The following is a 14,703-nucleotide window of genomic DNA, read 5'->3' as shown; positions in this document are numbered from 1 at the left end:
TATCTTATAGGAGGTTGAGTGTTGATAACGGATAATCACGGCAGAAGAGTTAATTACCTGCGCCTGGCTGTAACAGACAGGTGTAATCTGCGTTGCTTTTATTGCATGCCCGAAGATGGCTTGAACTGGCTATCACGAGCCGAATTGATGACTTACGAGGAAATGCTGCACAGCTGTGCCTTACTGGTAAAGATGGGTATTGAAAAAATACGCATTACCGGTGGCGAGCCTTTTGTACGTAAGGATATTATGAAATTACTATCCGGCTTGTCAAAACTTGATGGGCTAAAGGAACTTAGCATGACTACTAATGGTGTATTAACAGCGCCGCATGTTGCTGAAATGAAAGCGTTGGGTATAAAATCGGTTAATTTGAGTTTGGATACTTTAGATGCTAACAGGTTTTTTACCATTACCCGCCGTGATGAATTTACAAATGTTATGGCAACTTTAGATGAGTTGTTAAAACACAATATAGAAGTTAAAATAAACACGGTAGTAATGGACGGCAAAAACACGCAGGATATACTACCCCTGGTTGAACTGACCAAAGATTTGCCGGTAAGCGTGCGCTTTATTGAAGAAATGCCTTTTAATGGTGATGAAGCTTCTAACCGTGGTTTGCAATGGAATTATGTAAGGATTTTAGAGGAGATAAAAGATAAATTTCCAAGCATACAGAAATTAACAGATCCTGCGTATTCTACATCATACAATTACCATATTCCGGGGCATAAGGGTAGTGTTGGTATAATAGCTGCCTATTCGCGTACATTTTGTGGTACTTGTAACCGTATACGTGTTACGCCGCAGGGCACATTGAAGAATTGTTTATATGATGATGGCGTATTAAATATTAAGGATCTGATGCGGTCCGGATTGAGCGATAATGAATTAGAAAAGAATTTATTGAACGCATTTAACCACAGGGTAAAAAACGGATGGGTAGCAGAGCGGATGCGGGTTGAAAAAACCGGCGTTCATGAATCAATGGCTACTATTGGTGGGTAGTTGGATTTGGTTGATTAAGTGAATGGTTATATAATGATAACTTTATCAACCCAATCCAACTCAATCAACATTAAACTAAATAAACATGATAACGGTTAATGAAGCCGAAAAGCTAATATTGGCAAACGCCGGAGACTTTGGAGCAGAAATTGTTTTGTTTGAAGAATCTTTAGGCAGGGTACTGGCCGAAAATATAAAAGCCGACCGTGACCTGCCGCCATTTAACCGGGTAAGTATGGACGGTATAGCAGTGAGTTATAAAGCTATTGAAAACGGAATTAATATATTCCAAATTAAAGCTACACAAGCCGCGGGGGATGTCCCAATAGATATATATGAACCTGATGAATGTATTGAGATCATGACTGGAGCAGCTTTACCTGCTTCACTTGATACCGTTATCAGATATGAGGATATTGAAATAAGTGATGGCCAGGCAAAATTGCTGATCAGCGAGATTAAAAAGGGCCAAAATATTCATACCCAAGGTGCTGATAAAAAACAAGGCGAACTTATACTAACATCCGGCCAGCTAATAACCCCTGCGGTTATCAGTTTGGTAGCATCAGTTGGTGAAACAGAGTTACGTGTTAAGAGAATACCAAGAGTTGTCATTCTTTCATCAGGCGATGAATTGGTGGAAGTTGCTGCCATGCCATCGTCATACCAAATCAGGCGGTCAAATAATTATATGGTAAGAGCGGTTTTAACTCAGTTAGGACTTGAGGCTGGTATGCTGCATATTCCTGATGATCCTGAAGTTATTAAGCAACAGTTACAACTATGTTTGCAAAATTATGATGTGATCCTGCTAAGCGGCGGTATATCTATGGGTAAGTTTGATTATATCCCGCAGGCATTAAAAGAATTACAGGTTAAGCAGATTTTTCATAAGGTACAGCAACGCCCCGGCAAACCATTTTGGTTTGGTAAGCATGATAATGGGGTGGTAGTGTTTGCTTTCCCCGGCAATCCTGTTGCTACTTTTATGTGTATGGAGCGGTATTTTATTCCGTGGTTAAACACCTCATTAAATGTATCGCCTAAACAGACAGTTTATGCAGTTTTAGACCAGGATTTTACGTTTAATCCGCAGCTGGAGTATTTTTTACAAGTTAAATTGAATTTTAGTGAGCAAGGACAACTTTTAGCCATGCCTATAGAAGGAAATGGTTCGGGTGATTTTGCTAACTTAGTAGACACAGACGCCTTTATGGAACTCCCTTTAGAGAAAAATGAGTTTAAAAAAGGCGATGTTTACAGAATATGGCCATTTAATCAAATATAGCAATGAGCGGATTCACTCATTTGAATAAAACCGGTAAAGCCACTATGGTTGATGTATCTGCAAAGCAAGTTACATATCGCATGGCAACTGCGCGTAGTATTGTTTTCCTGCCGGATGAAGTTTTAAAACATTTGGTTAACGGCGATCTGCAAACTAAAAAAGGTTCTGTATTTCAAACTGCGATAATTGCCGGCATAATGGCGGCTAAAAAAACCGGCGATTTGATCCCGCTTTGCCATCCGTTAGGTTTGGATAATTGTAAGATAGATATTCAACTAAACGAAAAGCAGGAAGTAGTAATAGACTGCACTGCCACCATTACCGCCAAAACCGGTATTGAAATGGAGGCGTTAGTAGGGGCAAGCATAGCGGCGTTAACCATTTATGATATGTGTAAGGCCCTGAGCCATGATATTGTTATAAAAGAAACCAAGCTTATAGAAAAAGCAGGAGGTAAACGTGATTTCAAAAGAGCATAAAAAACACACTTCGCTGGTAAGGCCGGTATCAGGCAATTTTGGGCGAAATGAATGGGCAATTTTGGGTGCGCCCTGCATTAATATTAAACTTTTGGCTAATGAAGTTATTAATGCCTTGTCTCCCCAATATAAATGTGCTTATGCTGATACCTCGCATAATGACGAAGTAACTTTGCCGCCGGGCCGCTTAGCCGGTGGCGCTGTTTTAGAGTATACAGATCAGCTTAATTATCATCAGTTCAACCACAGCACAGCTTTAAAGCCGATAAATTTTAAACAACAATTTGCCGATGATGATATGGTGCTGGTTAATGGCAATCATCAACCGGCAAAAGCACAGGTAGTGATCATCTACAATAATAAAAGTGCATCCTTGCAAAAAAGAGTAGCGCAACTAACAAATGTTGAATTGATATTATTAGCTGATAACGTAGATGATGTATTTGATTTTATAAAAGAAGCCATACCCAATTGGCAGCAATTACCTATTTGTCGTTTAGAAGAAACAGATAAAATAATTGCCTTTTTCGAAGCGAAAATGCAGCAGGCAAAACCCATATTAAACGGATTAGTTTTGGCCGGTGGGCAAAGTATTAGGATGGGACATGATAAAGGCGCACTTAACTGGTATGGTAAAGAGCAGCAATATTATATGGCAGATATATTGAAGGAACTTTGTGAAGATGTATTTATTTCATGCAGGCCAGAACAAAAGCAGAAAATAGACACAACTTATAATACGCTAACAGATACATTTATAGGTTTAGGCCCTTTTGGTGCAATACTGTCTGCTTTTCGAGAAAATCCAAACAGTGCATGGCTGGTTGTTGCCTGTGATCTGCCTTTGTTAGATGCAAACACTTTACAATATTTAATAGCCAACCGTAATCCGTCAGCAATAGCTACGGCTTATGAGAATGCCCATGATGGCTTCCCCGAACCGCTAATTACCATATGGGAGCCTAAGAGTTACCCGATATTGCTGGCCTTTTTGGCGCAGGGATATTCTTGTCCGCGCAAGGTCTTAATAAATAGCGATATTGCTTTATTAAAGGCTGAGAATACCGATGCTTTGACTAATGTAAATACACCCGAAGATTTTGAAAAAATAAAACGTCAGATCCACCAAAAAATAGCTTCCACCTAATGGAACCCAATTTTTTAAGATATAGCTGCCAAATGGCCCTGCCGGGTTTTAGTGAAACCTCGCAACAGCTTTTACAACAAGCCAGCGTATTGATTGTTGGGGCCGGGGGGCTGGGTTGCCCCGCCGCACAATATTTGACTGCAGCCGGTATAGGTACTTTAGGTATTGCCGATTTTGATACCATTTCTATCAGTAATTTACATCGTCAGGTATTGTATACCCCTATGGATGTGGGATTAAAAAAAGCTGTAATAGCTTGCCAAAGGTTGCAACAGCAAAATCCCGGAATTAAATTAGTACCGCATGATATCAGGATAACTTCTGATAATGTGATGGATATTATCAGTCAGTACGATATTATAGTGGATGGTACAGATAATTTTGATACGCGGTATTTAATAAATGATGCCTGTGTATTAATGAAAAGACCTATTGTATATGGTGCAATATACCAGTTTGAGGGTCAGGCTGCCATTTGGAATATAATTAATTCTGACGGTAGCAGATCACCTAATTATAGAGACTTATTTCCAAAAGTTGATGCTACTCAAATACCCAATTGTGTTGATGGTGGGGTTATACCAACATTGGCCGGTATTATTGGCTGTATCCAAGCCAATGAAGTTATTAAATATATTATTAAAACGGGCGAACTACTTACTGGTAAAGTACTGGTATTTGATGCATTAACTTTGCAAAGCCGTGTTATTAAAATTGGCAAGGTGACCAAAATAGATATAACCAGTTTAGTAGAAACGGTTTATATTCCAACCATGTCAGTTAGTGAAGTAAAAAAAGGCTTAGCAGATAATGTATTAGAATTAGTAGATATCCGCACCGACCGGGAACGGGATGAAATTGATATTGGCGGTATTCACTTTGAAGCCGATGAAATTGATGAAAATATGAACTACTTAACAAACGAAAAGGTTAAGGTATTATACTGCTCATCAGGTAAAAGGAGTGGAGAGGCTGTAAAGCTTATCATGCAAAAGTCGCCAAATGCAAAAGTGTTTTCTCTGGAAGGTGGATTGAAAGCCTGGTTTGAGGCTGTCTGAACCATGATTTTTAGGATTAGAGGATTGCCTTGATTCTCTTCACTCATTCAAAACTCACTCATTCAAAATCAAGGGTGCGCCGCTACCCAAACTTCGCCGTCCTCAAATATTTCTTTTTTCCATATTGGAACGGTTTGCTTTAGGGTGTCAATAATATAACGGCAGGCATCAAAAGCGGCATCCCGATGCGCGGCAGATATGGCTATAATTACCGGTATTTCGCCAATTTGTAATACTCCTGTGCGATGATGAATTGATATTTTTTGTATGGGCCATTGGGCAATTGCTTGTTGCGCTATTTTCTGCATCTCGCTCACTGCCATCTTTTCGTAAGCTTCAAACTCTAACCGAATTACAGCCTTGCCTTTAGTGGCATTACGCACGGTACCAATAAACACATCAATGCCGCCACATTCGGGCGACATAACCCAGTCAACGCAATCTTGTACGTTTAAAGTGGAAACTGATAGTTTTATTTGTGTATTCAATGACAATATTATTATTGTCATTTCGAACGTAGTGAGAAATCTTATACAATATGCTACTAATCGCCTGTATAGATTTATCCTCGTCGAAATGACAGAAGTTATTTGTTGTTACCCCCCGCTTACCGGCGGGATAATAGCAATTTCATCACGCTCGTGTATGGTATCGCCATCTAAAGCGTATTCGTTATTTACAGCTACCATATAGGTCGCTAATTTTTTAAGTCGTGGGTATTGCTGTTCCAGTAAATATTTTAAATTAGATATGTTAGCGTCATTAGCCAGATCAAGACTAACAGACGGGCCGCCGAAAATGTCCTTTGCAATACCAAACGCTAATATGTTAATTTTCATTTTTATGATCTAATTACTACAAATATGCAAGAAATGGATAGAATAATGTAAATATAAATTACGTTAAATAATTAGTAACAAATCTTTAAACGAATTGTATATTTAAATATACGTACTACAATGCCAATTAAATCTACAGTACAATTACCGGTTACTAAAGTTTATACAACTGTTAGTACAGACACGTCTGATTCTTTGGCTATTGAAGAGCCATTAGAGATACGGCTTGAATATGGGCCGAAAGATCAACGTATTGTACAAAATGTTTCTGTTACTATGCGTACGCCGGGTAATGATGCAGAACTGGCTATGGGTTTTTTATTTACAGAGGGCATAGTTAAGCAAGCTGGCGAAGTTGCTAATGTAAATCATTGCTTTATAGCTTGTGCAGAGAATAAAGAAAACGTTATACAGGTAAGCCTTAACGAACAGGTTATACCTGAACTAAAAAATACAGAACGCAATTTTTATACCACTTCAAGCTGTGGCGTTTGTGGTAAAGGTTCTATAAACGCTATCCGTACCATAAGTTCGTTTTCGCAGCAGGTGGATGATAATATGGTTAGTTCAGAATTATTGCATGAATTACCGGGTATTTTATCCGCTCACCAGGAAGTATTTGCAACTACCGGCGGGTTGCATGCTTGTGCGCTGTTTAGCTTATCCGGCAAATTATTGCTGGTACGCGAAGATGTAGGCAGGCACAATGCCTTAGATAAACTGATAGGCGCATCATTACAAAATAATTGGCTGCCATTAAGTAAAGCAGTGTTATTACTAAGTGGCAGGGCAAGTTTTGAATTGGTTCAAAAGGCAGCTATGGCCGGTATTACTATTATAGCTGCAGTGGGTGCACCATCAAGTTTAGCCGTTCAGCTTGCCGAAGAATTTAACATAACCTTAGTAGGGTTTTTACGCAATAATCGCTTTAATATTTACAATGCAGCCCATCGCATAACATTACCTGTTACTCATGAAACTACGTATTAATAGTAATTCATTACGTTACCGTCTTACTCAAACAGATGTGGCAAATTTGTTTAAAGAAGGCTGTATAAAAGAAAAAGTAAACTTTGGTAATAACGAATTGGTATATGTTTTGCAAGGTATAGTTGATAAAGAAATATCAGCAGACTTTAAAAATAATATAGTAACCATGTATATACCCAAAATAATGATCGATGAATTAGTAAATACTAACAAGGTTGGTTTTGAAAATAATAATGGTGAGTTAAAGTTACTAATAGAAAAGGATTTTACATGTCTGGATAATGTTGCCGAAGATCAAAGTGATAATTATCCAAACCCATTAGCCGAAAATAATTATGCCAAAAGACAATGATATACCGGCAGCCAAGAATCCGGAAGAATTATTAAAATTGAAACTTACCGATCCGAAAAAATGGGCGGCGGGTATTCCGGCTGTATACGAAGCGATGAAAGATGTTTTGGAAGAAGCCGGCCCCGTACGTGGTATGGAAGCTTTGTTCCACATGAATAAAAAGGGTGGATTTGATTGTTCAAGCTGTGCCTGGCCAGATCCGGATGATGATCGCTCACCAATTGCCGAATATTGTGAAAATGGCGCCAAAGCTTTGGCAGAAGAGGCAACCACCAAGAAATTAACCGGGGAGTTTTTTGCGCAAAATTCAGTTGCCGACCTGGCAAAGCTAAATGATTATGAAATTGGCAAAAAAGGCAGGATAGCCCAGCCGGTTTATCTGCCAAAAGGCGCTACGCATTACGAGCCAATAAGTTGGGATGATGCGTTTAAAAAAATAGCAGCTCACTTAAACGGTTTAGCATCGCCGGATGAAGCCGCGTTTTATACATCTGGCCGTACCAGCAATGAAGCTTCTTTTACTTACCAGTTGTTTGTAAGAGAATACGGTACTAACAATATGCCCGATTGCTCTAATATGTGCCATGAATCAAGCGGGGTTGCTTTAGGTGATGTTATTGGCATTGGCAAAGGCACGGTTACACTAAATGATTTTTATGATACCGATGTAATTATCATCATGGGGCAGAACCCGGGCACTAACCATCCAAGGATGCTTACCGCATTACAAAAAGCTAAAGAGAATGGATCAAAAATCATAGCTATTAACCCCTTGCATGAAGCGGGGTTAATGGGTTTTAAAAATCCTCAAAATGTAAAGGGGTTAATGGGTATTACTACTCAATTAGCTGATCTGTATCTCCAAATAAAAATAAATGGCGATATGGCGTTGTTTAAAGCGATTGAAAAATTGCTTTATGAAGAAGAATTGAAAACCCCGGGAAAGGTGTTCGATCAGGAATTTATAAAAAGTAATACAATTGGTTACGAAGATATGATTGCCAGCCTGCAGCAATATAAAACAGAAGATTTGGCAGAAGCAGCCGGCGTATCCATTGAACAGGTAAGGGAAGCCGCTAATATGCTGAAAGATAAAAGGCGCATAATTATATGCTGGGCAATGGGTATTACACAGCATGTAAATGGGGTTGATACGATTAAAGAAATAGCAAATCTTATCTTACTTAAAGGCAGTATTGGCAAGCCCGGAGCAGGTTTATGCCCGGTACGTGGTCATAGCAATGTACAGGGTAACCGTACCATGCTTATTTATGATAAACCCTATAAAAAGCAACTGGATAAAATAAAAGAAGTATTTGGATTTGAGCCACCACGCGAACATGGTTATGATGTGGTTGATTCCGTTAAAGCAATGCATGATGGTAAACTGAAAGTGTTTTTTGCTATGGGCGGTAATTTCCTTTCGGCTACATCAGATACCAATTATACTGCCGAAGCTTTGCGTAAAACCAAACTAACAGTTCACGTATCTACCAAACTTAACCGCAGCCATTTAGTGCATGGCGAAGAAGCTATTATTTTACCAACGCTATCTCGCAGTGATAAGGATATAGTGAACGGCGAGGCGCAATTTATTACCTGCGAAAACTCTATGGGCGTTGTGCAATCATCAAAAGGAGTATTAGAACCCATTTCAAAAGACCTGCTTAGCGAGAATCAAATTGTTTGCAGGTTGGCAAAAGCCACAATAGGCGATCGTACTGTGGTTGATTGGGATAAATATGCCATGAGCTATGATGCGGTTCGCGCAGATATTGAAAAAGTAATTCCCGGGTTTGATAACTATAATAAACGTGTGCGTGAGCCTGGCGGGTTTTATCTGCCTAACGCGCCCCGCACCGGCAAATTTGAAACGGAAAAATTTGGAAATAAAGCCGGTTTTTCTGTTGTAGAGCTAACAGAACATAAGTTGGCCGATGATGAATATCAAATGATGACCATACGCAGCCATGACCAGTTTAATACAACCATTTATGGTTTAAACGATAGATATCGCGGCATACATAATGAACGCCGTATTATTTTAATGAACCCAACAGATATACAGAAAGGCGGCTTTAAAGCAGGAGAAAAAGTGGACCTGTATAATTATCATGGAGGAAAAGAACGTATAGCACGGTTGTTTGTAATAGTATCATACAATATACCTGAGCATAATACGGCCACCTATTATCCCGAAGGTAATGTTTTAGTGCCCATTGATACCGTGGCCGAAAAAAGTAATACGCCTGCGTCAAAATTGGTTATCATTAAGATCAAAAAACACATTAATCATCAGGGATAATCTTGTGTAACAAGGTGATAATTAACAGCTAAATAGGGAAAATAAAAATATTTTAAATAAATACTATAAAGTATATAGATTTAGTAGTATATTTGAATCGTAATTGAAACAAACAAATGGTACACAGTAAAATAATCATTTTCTTATACATTTTATCAGGCCGATCAGATCTTGGTATTCGAATGTGTTATTGTTGTCGTTAATTCTCGCAATAGCCGGTTCTGCATCTATTCACTTTTTTACTATCAACTTTCAATTTTACTAAAATGTTAACTACGATAAATAAATATCCATTTTTTGATCTTTCGGAAGTTATTCTGGAGAATAACCTTACTTATAAAAAATACCAATCTTTAAAACCCATTAAAACCGGAAATTTAATACCGGATATTAATCTGGTTACAGATTATCATCGCTGGAAAAACTTTTATAATGGTGCACCTACACATGGCCCTATATCATTAAAGCATTTGTTTGGTAAGCCATTGGCTATTGCCTTTTACTCTAAACAATGGCAGGAACGTGGTGTTGATCAACTAAAACAATTAAACGCCCTACAAAGTGAAATAAAGGCAAATGGCGGTAATTTATTAATACTTACTAATGAGACAGGAGACGAGCAATTAGCTAAAATTACCTGGGAACATAGTTTATCGCTTAATTTTTATCATGACATTAATAACGAGATCGCCGGAAAATTCAGAGTATATTCAGAAAATGACCCTACATGGAACAGGTTCTCGGGTATTGATGTGAACGTTCCTTTATTGGCTGTGTACGTTATGGATACCGACAGGCATATTGTATATGATCATGTTGACCGCGATCTTTCAAGCGCATTTATTGCTGATGATATCATCAATGCTGTTTATGAAGCAGCACTCACAAGTAACCGCAGAAAATCCGCATAAAAATACTATTGGTTTAGGTTTACAGTTGAAAAGAAAGCCGCTTCATCAATTAAGATGAGCGGCTCTTTTCTTTTTTAATTAATAGGTACGATAATGCCTTACTCCATGACGGTAATAATAATGCCTTCTTACCACACCTCTCGATCGTCTTTCCGATCCTCTTACTACAATCCTTCCGGGTGGCGGTGGTGGTGGCGGAGTTCTTAAATGTATACGGGGTAATGGCGGACGAGGTGGAGGTGGCGGCAGCCTTATCTGGCCCTGTGCCAGTGCAAACGTGCCTGCTGTAATCACAGTAATCAGCAATACTTTAATAATTTTCATGATTTGATTTATTTAAGCAGATATTTCTGCTATTACTATAACTTTAAATATCCCAAACAGTTTTAAATAAAACCGCACCGGTAAAATAAACGTTTTTAATAATAGTTGGTTGTTAATAAACTTTATAATAGAATATATGAGGCTGTTCACTTTTTTAATAATAATATTCATATCTATGTCAGCTTTGGCACAATCATCTATGCAACTGATAAAGGGCGATATGATTATTGATGGCAACAAGCGTTCATTTCTAACCTATGTGCCGTTTACTGATGAGCCCGATAAAATGCCGTTGGTTATTTCGTTACATGGCGGCTTTGCAAGTCCGAAGTCGATGTTCCATCTGGCAAATTTCAGGCCGGTTGCCGAGCGGGAAAAATTTATTGTTGTTTGCCCGGCATCTAAAAATATCTGGCATGATGGTGCTGATATTCATAGTATTGATGATGTGAAATTTATAGATCATCTGATCACTTATATTATAAAAACTTACCATGCAGACCCCGAACGGGTATACATAACCGGTATATCCAATGGCGGATTTATGACCACAAGGCTGGCTTGCCAGCTTCATCAGCGTATTGCTGCTATTGCAGTTGTCGCGGCAACATTAGATATGGGCCAGGGTTATGATCTTACAAGCCCGATGCCTGCACTTTACATGCACGGAACTAAGGACCCTGTTGTTTCTTACAAAGGGGGTAAATTATTTGGAAGGGGGGCTTATTCGCATGAAGAGATAATAGAAAAATGGGTTGCCTTAAATGATTGCGATAAAGTGCCCTTAGTTACCAATATACCTGATACAGCGCATGATGGTACCAGTATTCTTAAAGAAGAATACCATAATCCTAAAAACGGATTAAAGGTTATTAGCTATACCATTAACAATGGCGGCCATACCTGGCCCGGCGGCTGGCAGTATTTCCCTGAATTTATTATAGGTAAAACAACGCGTAATCTGAATGCTTGCGAGGAGATATGGAATTTTTTTAAACCCTATAAATTATCTCTCAAAAATCAACCAACTACTTTCATCGTGCGATAGGGAGAGATTGCTTAGCCCGCTTATTTAAGATTTCTCCTCGTACCTCGTAGAAATGACACGTATTTTTGGTTTATTTGTGATTATCATAACAATATGAGCATAACCGTTACAGCAGATAAAGTGAAAACCGATCAGGAGCAAAAGCTGCGACAATTATTATTGCATTTAAGCAAGTATTCGCCGTTTTACAGAGAGTTGTTTGAAAAGCATCAAATTGATATTAATGCCATTAAAACTGTAAAAGACCTGGCCAAAATTCCAACTACCGGCAAGGAGGACCTTCAAAAATGTAACGACGATTTTTTATGCGTAAGTCGGGATAAGATAATTGAATACGCTTCTACATCAGGTACGTTAGGCAGCCCTGTAACTATCGCTCTAACTGAAAATGATCTGAATCGTTTAACATATAACGAATACAACTCCTTTGTTTGTGCGGATGGAAAGCCCGAAGATATTTACCAGCTCATGCTAACGCTCGACAGGCAGTTTATGGCCGGCATAGCCTATTACGCTGGTTTACGTAAATTAGGAGCAGGGATCATCCGCCTGGGCCCCGGAGTGCCATCTATGCAGATAGAAACCATACAGCGTTTAAATCCCACAGCTATTGTTGCAGTACCATCTTTTATTTTAAAGCTGATACAGTTTGCAAAGGATTACAACATCGACCTGAATAAAACATCTGTTAAAAAAGCAATTTGCATAGGCGAGAATATCCGTAATACCGATTTCTCACTAAATATATTAGGTAAGAAAATAACTGAGGCCTGGGATATACAACTCTATTCTACCTATGCATCTACCGAAATGCAAACCGCGTTTACAGAATGCCACGAGGGTCATGGTGGCCACCTGCAGCCGGAATTAGTTATCGCTGAGCTATTGGATGAAGATAATAACCAGGTATCTGCAAATACTCCCGGCGAGTTAACTATTACCACGCTCGGGGTAGAGGGCATGCCGCTACTGCGCTACAAAACCGGCGACATTTGCATGTATTATGACGAACCTTGCGCTTGCGGCCGTGCAAGTTTGCGGTTATCGCCCATAATTGGCCGTAAAAAGCAGATGATCAAATTTAAAGGCACTACACTTTACCCGCCCGCGATGTTCGATCTGCTGAATGAAATGGAAGAGGTGCGTGATTATGTGGTGGAAGTATATTCTAATGAAATAGGTATGGATGAGGTTTTATTGCACCTGCTTCCTTTGGATGATAGCAAAGCCTGCGATAATCGTATACGGGCTTATTTACAGGCCCGGTTGCGTGTAAGTCCGCACGTTACCTATATTACTGCCGAACAACTGCAAAAAATACAATTCCCTGAGTCTGTACGTAAGGCTGTTAAATTTATTGATAAGCGGGTATAAGGCTGGGATGAGGCACCAACAATGGCGTAAAAAAGCAATACAAAGTGTTTCACAAAATAATGAAACACATGAAACACTCTTTTAGGTTAACATATTGATATATAGCTATTTAATAAAATGAGTGAAACACTTTGAAACAGTACAAAAGCTTTAGGTTAAATAGTATAAATATCTCATAACAAGAATTTTATGCGGTTTTATCGATTTTTGCAAATTTAGGGTGAAACACCTGATGTGAAACACTTTTTTTTTTAAAATGCGGGTTGACCCGTCCTGAAATAGGTTTACACTTTTGGTTGTTAATACTTGATTGAATTTACACTTTTAATTTTAGTACTGAAATAAGTTTACACAATTATCCATCCATACTTACCTCCATTTCTCCCGCAGGGTAATAATTGCGCCATCTGCGTTTAAGTTGTCCTGTTTTTTGGTGTGCTTTTTCAGGTGTAAGCATATCTAAACTACTATGCGGCCGTAAGGTATTGTAAATGTTTATGGCCTGTTTAACACTTTTGTAAGCGGTATTTATATTATCATAGTTTTCCTTTAGCAACTCCATTTTAAGTATTCCGTTTACTCTTTCGGCTATGGCATTATCACGGGGATTGCCGCTTTGTGTCATACTGATAGCAATGCCTTTTTTATTTAATAACCCGGTGTACGCCTGGCTGCAGTATTGTGTACCCCGGTCTGAATGATGTACAAGTGGCTGGTCTGTCCTCAGCCGACTGGCCAAAGCCATGCGCAGGGCACTCAAACAACTGTCCGTAGAAAGATCATGGCTCAAACAGAAGCCAATGATCTTTCGGCTATAGGCATCCGTTACCAGGCTCAGGTAAGCAAAGTCCCGACCAACACGGATATAAGTAATGTCGCTTACCCAAAGCTGACCCGCACGTTCTGTTACAAGATCATCTGTCAGATCGGAATACTTCCTGAAGCGGTGAGTTGAAAAAGTGGTACGCACCCGGTACCGTTTTCTTCGTACTAACAGTCCGTTCTCTCTGAGCAGCTCAAAGAAAGCGTCCCGGCCCATCTCAGGCTGCATCAATTCCAACAGCTTCCTTGCACCCAGTCGGGGCTGTAGCCGCCGGTGCGCCAATACCTGTTGGATGAGCTCTTCTTGCTTGAAGGTCCGCTTTTCTGTATGACGGTTATATTGATAATAAGCTTGTGAGCTATAACCAAGCAGTCCGCATAGCTCGCGCAATCCCTGCGAGCGTATTTGCATGCTTATTCCGACCGCCTGGTGCCAGACTTTTTTCTGATATTGGCACCCAGCTCCTTATCTGCTATATCAATAATATTATTCAGCAACTCGTTCTTTAAACGCTCTTTACGCAGCAGCGCTTTGAGTGAGGCTATGTCATCAGGCAATTCCTCGCTAATGGCAGCCTGCACTTTCCTGGTTATTTTATTGTTTTTCACTATTCGGTAAATACGGCTGGCTGAGACCCCGTACTTTAAAGCTAAGTTACGAATACTTACGCCCATTGTCATTCGATCAAATACGATCTTTTCTTCTTTGCTCTTGTTCATTGTTTACACTTTTTTGTGTAAACCTATTTCAGGAC

The 14,703-nt window shown here is 39.3% G+C and carries 16 protein-coding genes; 11 read left to right on the top strand and 5 right to left on the bottom strand.

Annotated features, from left to right (window positions below):
* The first annotated feature begins 21 nt into the window (after positions 1-21).
* The 5 genes from moaA (at position 22) to JWR23_RS10870 (ending at position 4,983) form a co-directional block, all read left to right on the top strand.
* On the top strand, positions 22-1,011 hold the full coding sequence (gene moaA, locus JWR23_RS10890; protein WP_299516039.1) for a GTP 3',8-cyclase MoaA: 990 nt from the start codon (positions 22-24) through the stop codon (positions 1,009-1,011).
* 85 nt (positions 1,012-1,096) lie between these two features.
* Positions 1,097-2,299, top strand: a complete 1,203-nt coding sequence (locus tag JWR23_RS10885; protein ID WP_299516037.1) for a molybdopterin molybdotransferase MoeA — start codon at positions 1,097-1,099, stop codon at positions 2,297-2,299.
* Positions 2,300-2,301: 2 nt separating this feature from the next.
* Positions 2,302-2,778 (top strand): cyclic pyranopterin monophosphate synthase MoaC, encoded by a 477-nt coding sequence (moaC, locus tag JWR23_RS10880; protein WP_299516035.1) that lies wholly within the window; start codon positions 2,302-2,304, stop codon positions 2,776-2,778.
* Positions 2,759-3,925 (top strand): NTP transferase domain-containing protein, encoded by a 1,167-nt coding sequence (locus JWR23_RS10875; RefSeq protein ID WP_299516033.1) that lies wholly within the window; start codon positions 2,759-2,761, stop codon positions 3,923-3,925. The genes moaC and JWR23_RS10875 overlap by 20 nt, the downstream gene beginning before the upstream one ends.
* Positions 3,925-4,983: a HesA/MoeB/ThiF family protein gene (locus JWR23_RS10870; protein WP_299516032.1), complete on the top strand. Its 1,059-nt coding sequence runs from the start codon at positions 3,925-3,927 to the stop codon at positions 4,981-4,983. The genes JWR23_RS10875 and JWR23_RS10870 overlap by 1 nt, the downstream gene beginning before the upstream one ends.
* 68 nt (positions 4,984-5,051) lie before the next feature.
* On the opposite strand, the gene JWR23_RS10865 is transcribed toward JWR23_RS10870, so the two are convergent.
* On the bottom strand, positions 5,052-5,471 hold the full coding sequence (locus JWR23_RS10865) for a molybdenum cofactor biosynthesis protein MoaE (protein WP_299516031.1): 420 nt from the start codon (positions 5,469-5,471) through the stop codon (positions 5,052-5,054).
* A 108-nt stretch (positions 5,472-5,579) separates the two neighbouring features.
* Positions 5,580-5,822, bottom strand: a complete 243-nt coding sequence (locus JWR23_RS10860) for a MoaD/ThiS family protein (RefSeq protein WP_299516030.1) — start codon at positions 5,820-5,822, stop codon at positions 5,580-5,582.
* Between the two features lie 120 nt (positions 5,823-5,942).
* Here JWR23_RS10860 and fdhD point away from each other — a divergent pair, with 120 nt between their 5' ends.
* The 4 genes from fdhD to JWR23_RS10840 all read left to right on the top strand — a co-directional run bounded on the left by fdhD (position 5,943) and on the right by JWR23_RS10840 (position 10,380).
* Positions 5,943-6,812, top strand: a complete 870-nt coding sequence (fdhD, locus tag JWR23_RS10855) for a formate dehydrogenase accessory sulfurtransferase FdhD (protein ID WP_299516029.1) — start codon at positions 5,943-5,945, stop codon at positions 6,810-6,812.
* Positions 6,796-7,164, top strand: coding sequence for a hypothetical protein (locus JWR23_RS10850; protein ID WP_299516027.1), 369 nt, complete (start codon positions 6,796-6,798; stop codon positions 7,162-7,164). Before fdhD ends, JWR23_RS10850 begins: the two co-directional genes overlap by 17 nt.
* Entirely contained in the window at positions 7,148-9,469 is a 2,322-nt protein-coding gene (locus JWR23_RS10845; protein ID WP_299516026.1) for an FdhF/YdeP family oxidoreductase, read from the top strand. The genes JWR23_RS10850 and JWR23_RS10845 overlap by 17 nt, the downstream gene beginning before the upstream one ends.
* Before the next feature lie 266 nt (positions 9,470-9,735).
* Positions 9,736-10,380, top strand: coding sequence for a redoxin domain-containing protein (locus tag JWR23_RS10840; protein ID WP_299516025.1), 645 nt, complete (start codon positions 9,736-9,738; stop codon positions 10,378-10,380).
* 78 nt (positions 10,381-10,458) lie between these two features.
* On the opposite strand, the gene JWR23_RS10835 is transcribed toward JWR23_RS10840, so the two are convergent.
* A complete protein-coding gene (locus tag JWR23_RS10835) occupies positions 10,459-10,704 on the bottom strand; it encodes a hypothetical protein (RefSeq protein ID WP_299516023.1) in 246 nt (81 codons plus the stop codon).
* A gap of 175 nt (positions 10,705-10,879) precedes the next feature.
* On the opposite strand from JWR23_RS10835, the gene JWR23_RS10830 reads away from it, so the two are divergent.
* Together JWR23_RS10830 and JWR23_RS10825 are read left to right on the top strand one after the other, a co-directional pair.
* Complete coding sequence (locus JWR23_RS10830; RefSeq protein ID WP_299516021.1) at positions 10,880-11,752, top strand: PHB depolymerase family esterase; 873 nt, start codon at positions 10,880-10,882, stop codon at positions 11,750-11,752.
* Between the two features lie 93 nt (positions 11,753-11,845).
* The gene (locus JWR23_RS10825) at positions 11,846-13,126 is read left to right on the top strand and encodes a phenylacetate--CoA ligase family protein (RefSeq protein WP_299516020.1); all 1,281 of its coding nucleotides are present in this window, start codon (positions 11,846-11,848) and stop codon (positions 13,124-13,126) included.
* A 355-nt stretch (positions 13,127-13,481) separates the two neighbouring features.
* Here the strand turns inward: JWR23_RS10825 and JWR23_RS10820 are convergent, their stop codons facing one another.
* Together JWR23_RS10820 and JWR23_RS10815 are read right to left on the bottom strand one after the other, a co-directional pair.
* Positions 13,482-14,360 carry an IS3 family transposase gene (locus JWR23_RS10820; protein ID WP_299516018.1) on the bottom strand — a complete coding sequence of 293 codons (879 nt, stop codon included), beginning with the start codon at positions 14,358-14,360 and terminating at the stop codon, positions 13,482-13,484.
* A gap of 2 nt (positions 14,361-14,362) precedes the next feature.
* On the bottom strand, positions 14,363-14,668 hold the full coding sequence (locus JWR23_RS10815) for a hypothetical protein (protein WP_299516016.1): 306 nt from the start codon (positions 14,666-14,668) through the stop codon (positions 14,363-14,365).
* Positions 14,669-14,703: the final 35 nt, after the last annotated feature.

The organism is Mucilaginibacter sp. (assembly GCF_028288205.1).
GTDB lineage: Bacteria > Bacteroidota > Bacteroidia > Sphingobacteriales > Sphingobacteriaceae > Mucilaginibacter.
This window is presented reverse-complemented; position numbering and strand designations above follow the sequence as displayed.

Bases quoted from the DNA above. Each gene is read 5' to 3' on its own strand.
- JWR23_RS10885 (WP_299516037.1), top strand. From the start codon at position 1,097: ATGATAACGGTTAATGAAGCCGAAAAGCTAATATTGGCAAACGCCGGA.
- moaC (WP_299516035.1), top strand. From the start codon at position 2,302: ATGAGCGGATTCACTCATTTGAATAAAACCGGTAAAGCCACTATGGTT.
- JWR23_RS10870 (WP_299516032.1), top strand. From the start codon at position 3,925: ATGGAACCCAATTTTTTAAGATATAGCTGCCAAATGGCCCTGCCGGGT.
- JWR23_RS10860 (WP_299516030.1), bottom strand. From the start codon at position 5,822: ATGAAAATTAACATATTAGCGTTTGGTATTGCAAAGGACATTTTCGGC.
- fdhD (WP_299516029.1), top strand. From the start codon at position 5,943: ATGCCAATTAAATCTACAGTACAATTACCGGTTACTAAAGTTTATACA.
- JWR23_RS10850 (WP_299516027.1), top strand. From the start codon at position 6,796: ATGAAACTACGTATTAATAGTAATTCATTACGTTACCGTCTTACTCAA.
- JWR23_RS10845 (WP_299516026.1), top strand. From the start codon at position 7,148: ATGCCAAAAGACAATGATATACCGGCAGCCAAGAATCCGGAAGAATTA.
- JWR23_RS10840 (WP_299516025.1), top strand. From the start codon at position 9,736: ATGTTAACTACGATAAATAAATATCCATTTTTTGATCTTTCGGAAGTT.
- JWR23_RS10835 (WP_299516023.1), bottom strand. From the start codon at position 10,704: ATGAAAATTATTAAAGTATTGCTGATTACTGTGATTACAGCAGGCACG.
- JWR23_RS10830 (WP_299516021.1), top strand. From the start codon at position 10,880: ATGTCAGCTTTGGCACAATCATCTATGCAACTGATAAAGGGCGATATG.
- JWR23_RS10825 (WP_299516020.1), top strand. From the start codon at position 11,846: ATGAGCATAACCGTTACAGCAGATAAAGTGAAAACCGATCAGGAGCAA.
- JWR23_RS10820 (WP_299516018.1), bottom strand. From the start codon at position 14,360: ATGCAAATACGCTCGCAGGGATTGCGCGAGCTATGCGGACTGCTTGGT.
- JWR23_RS10815 (WP_299516016.1), bottom strand. From the start codon at position 14,668: ATGAACAAGAGCAAAGAAGAAAAGATCGTATTTGATCGAATGACAATG.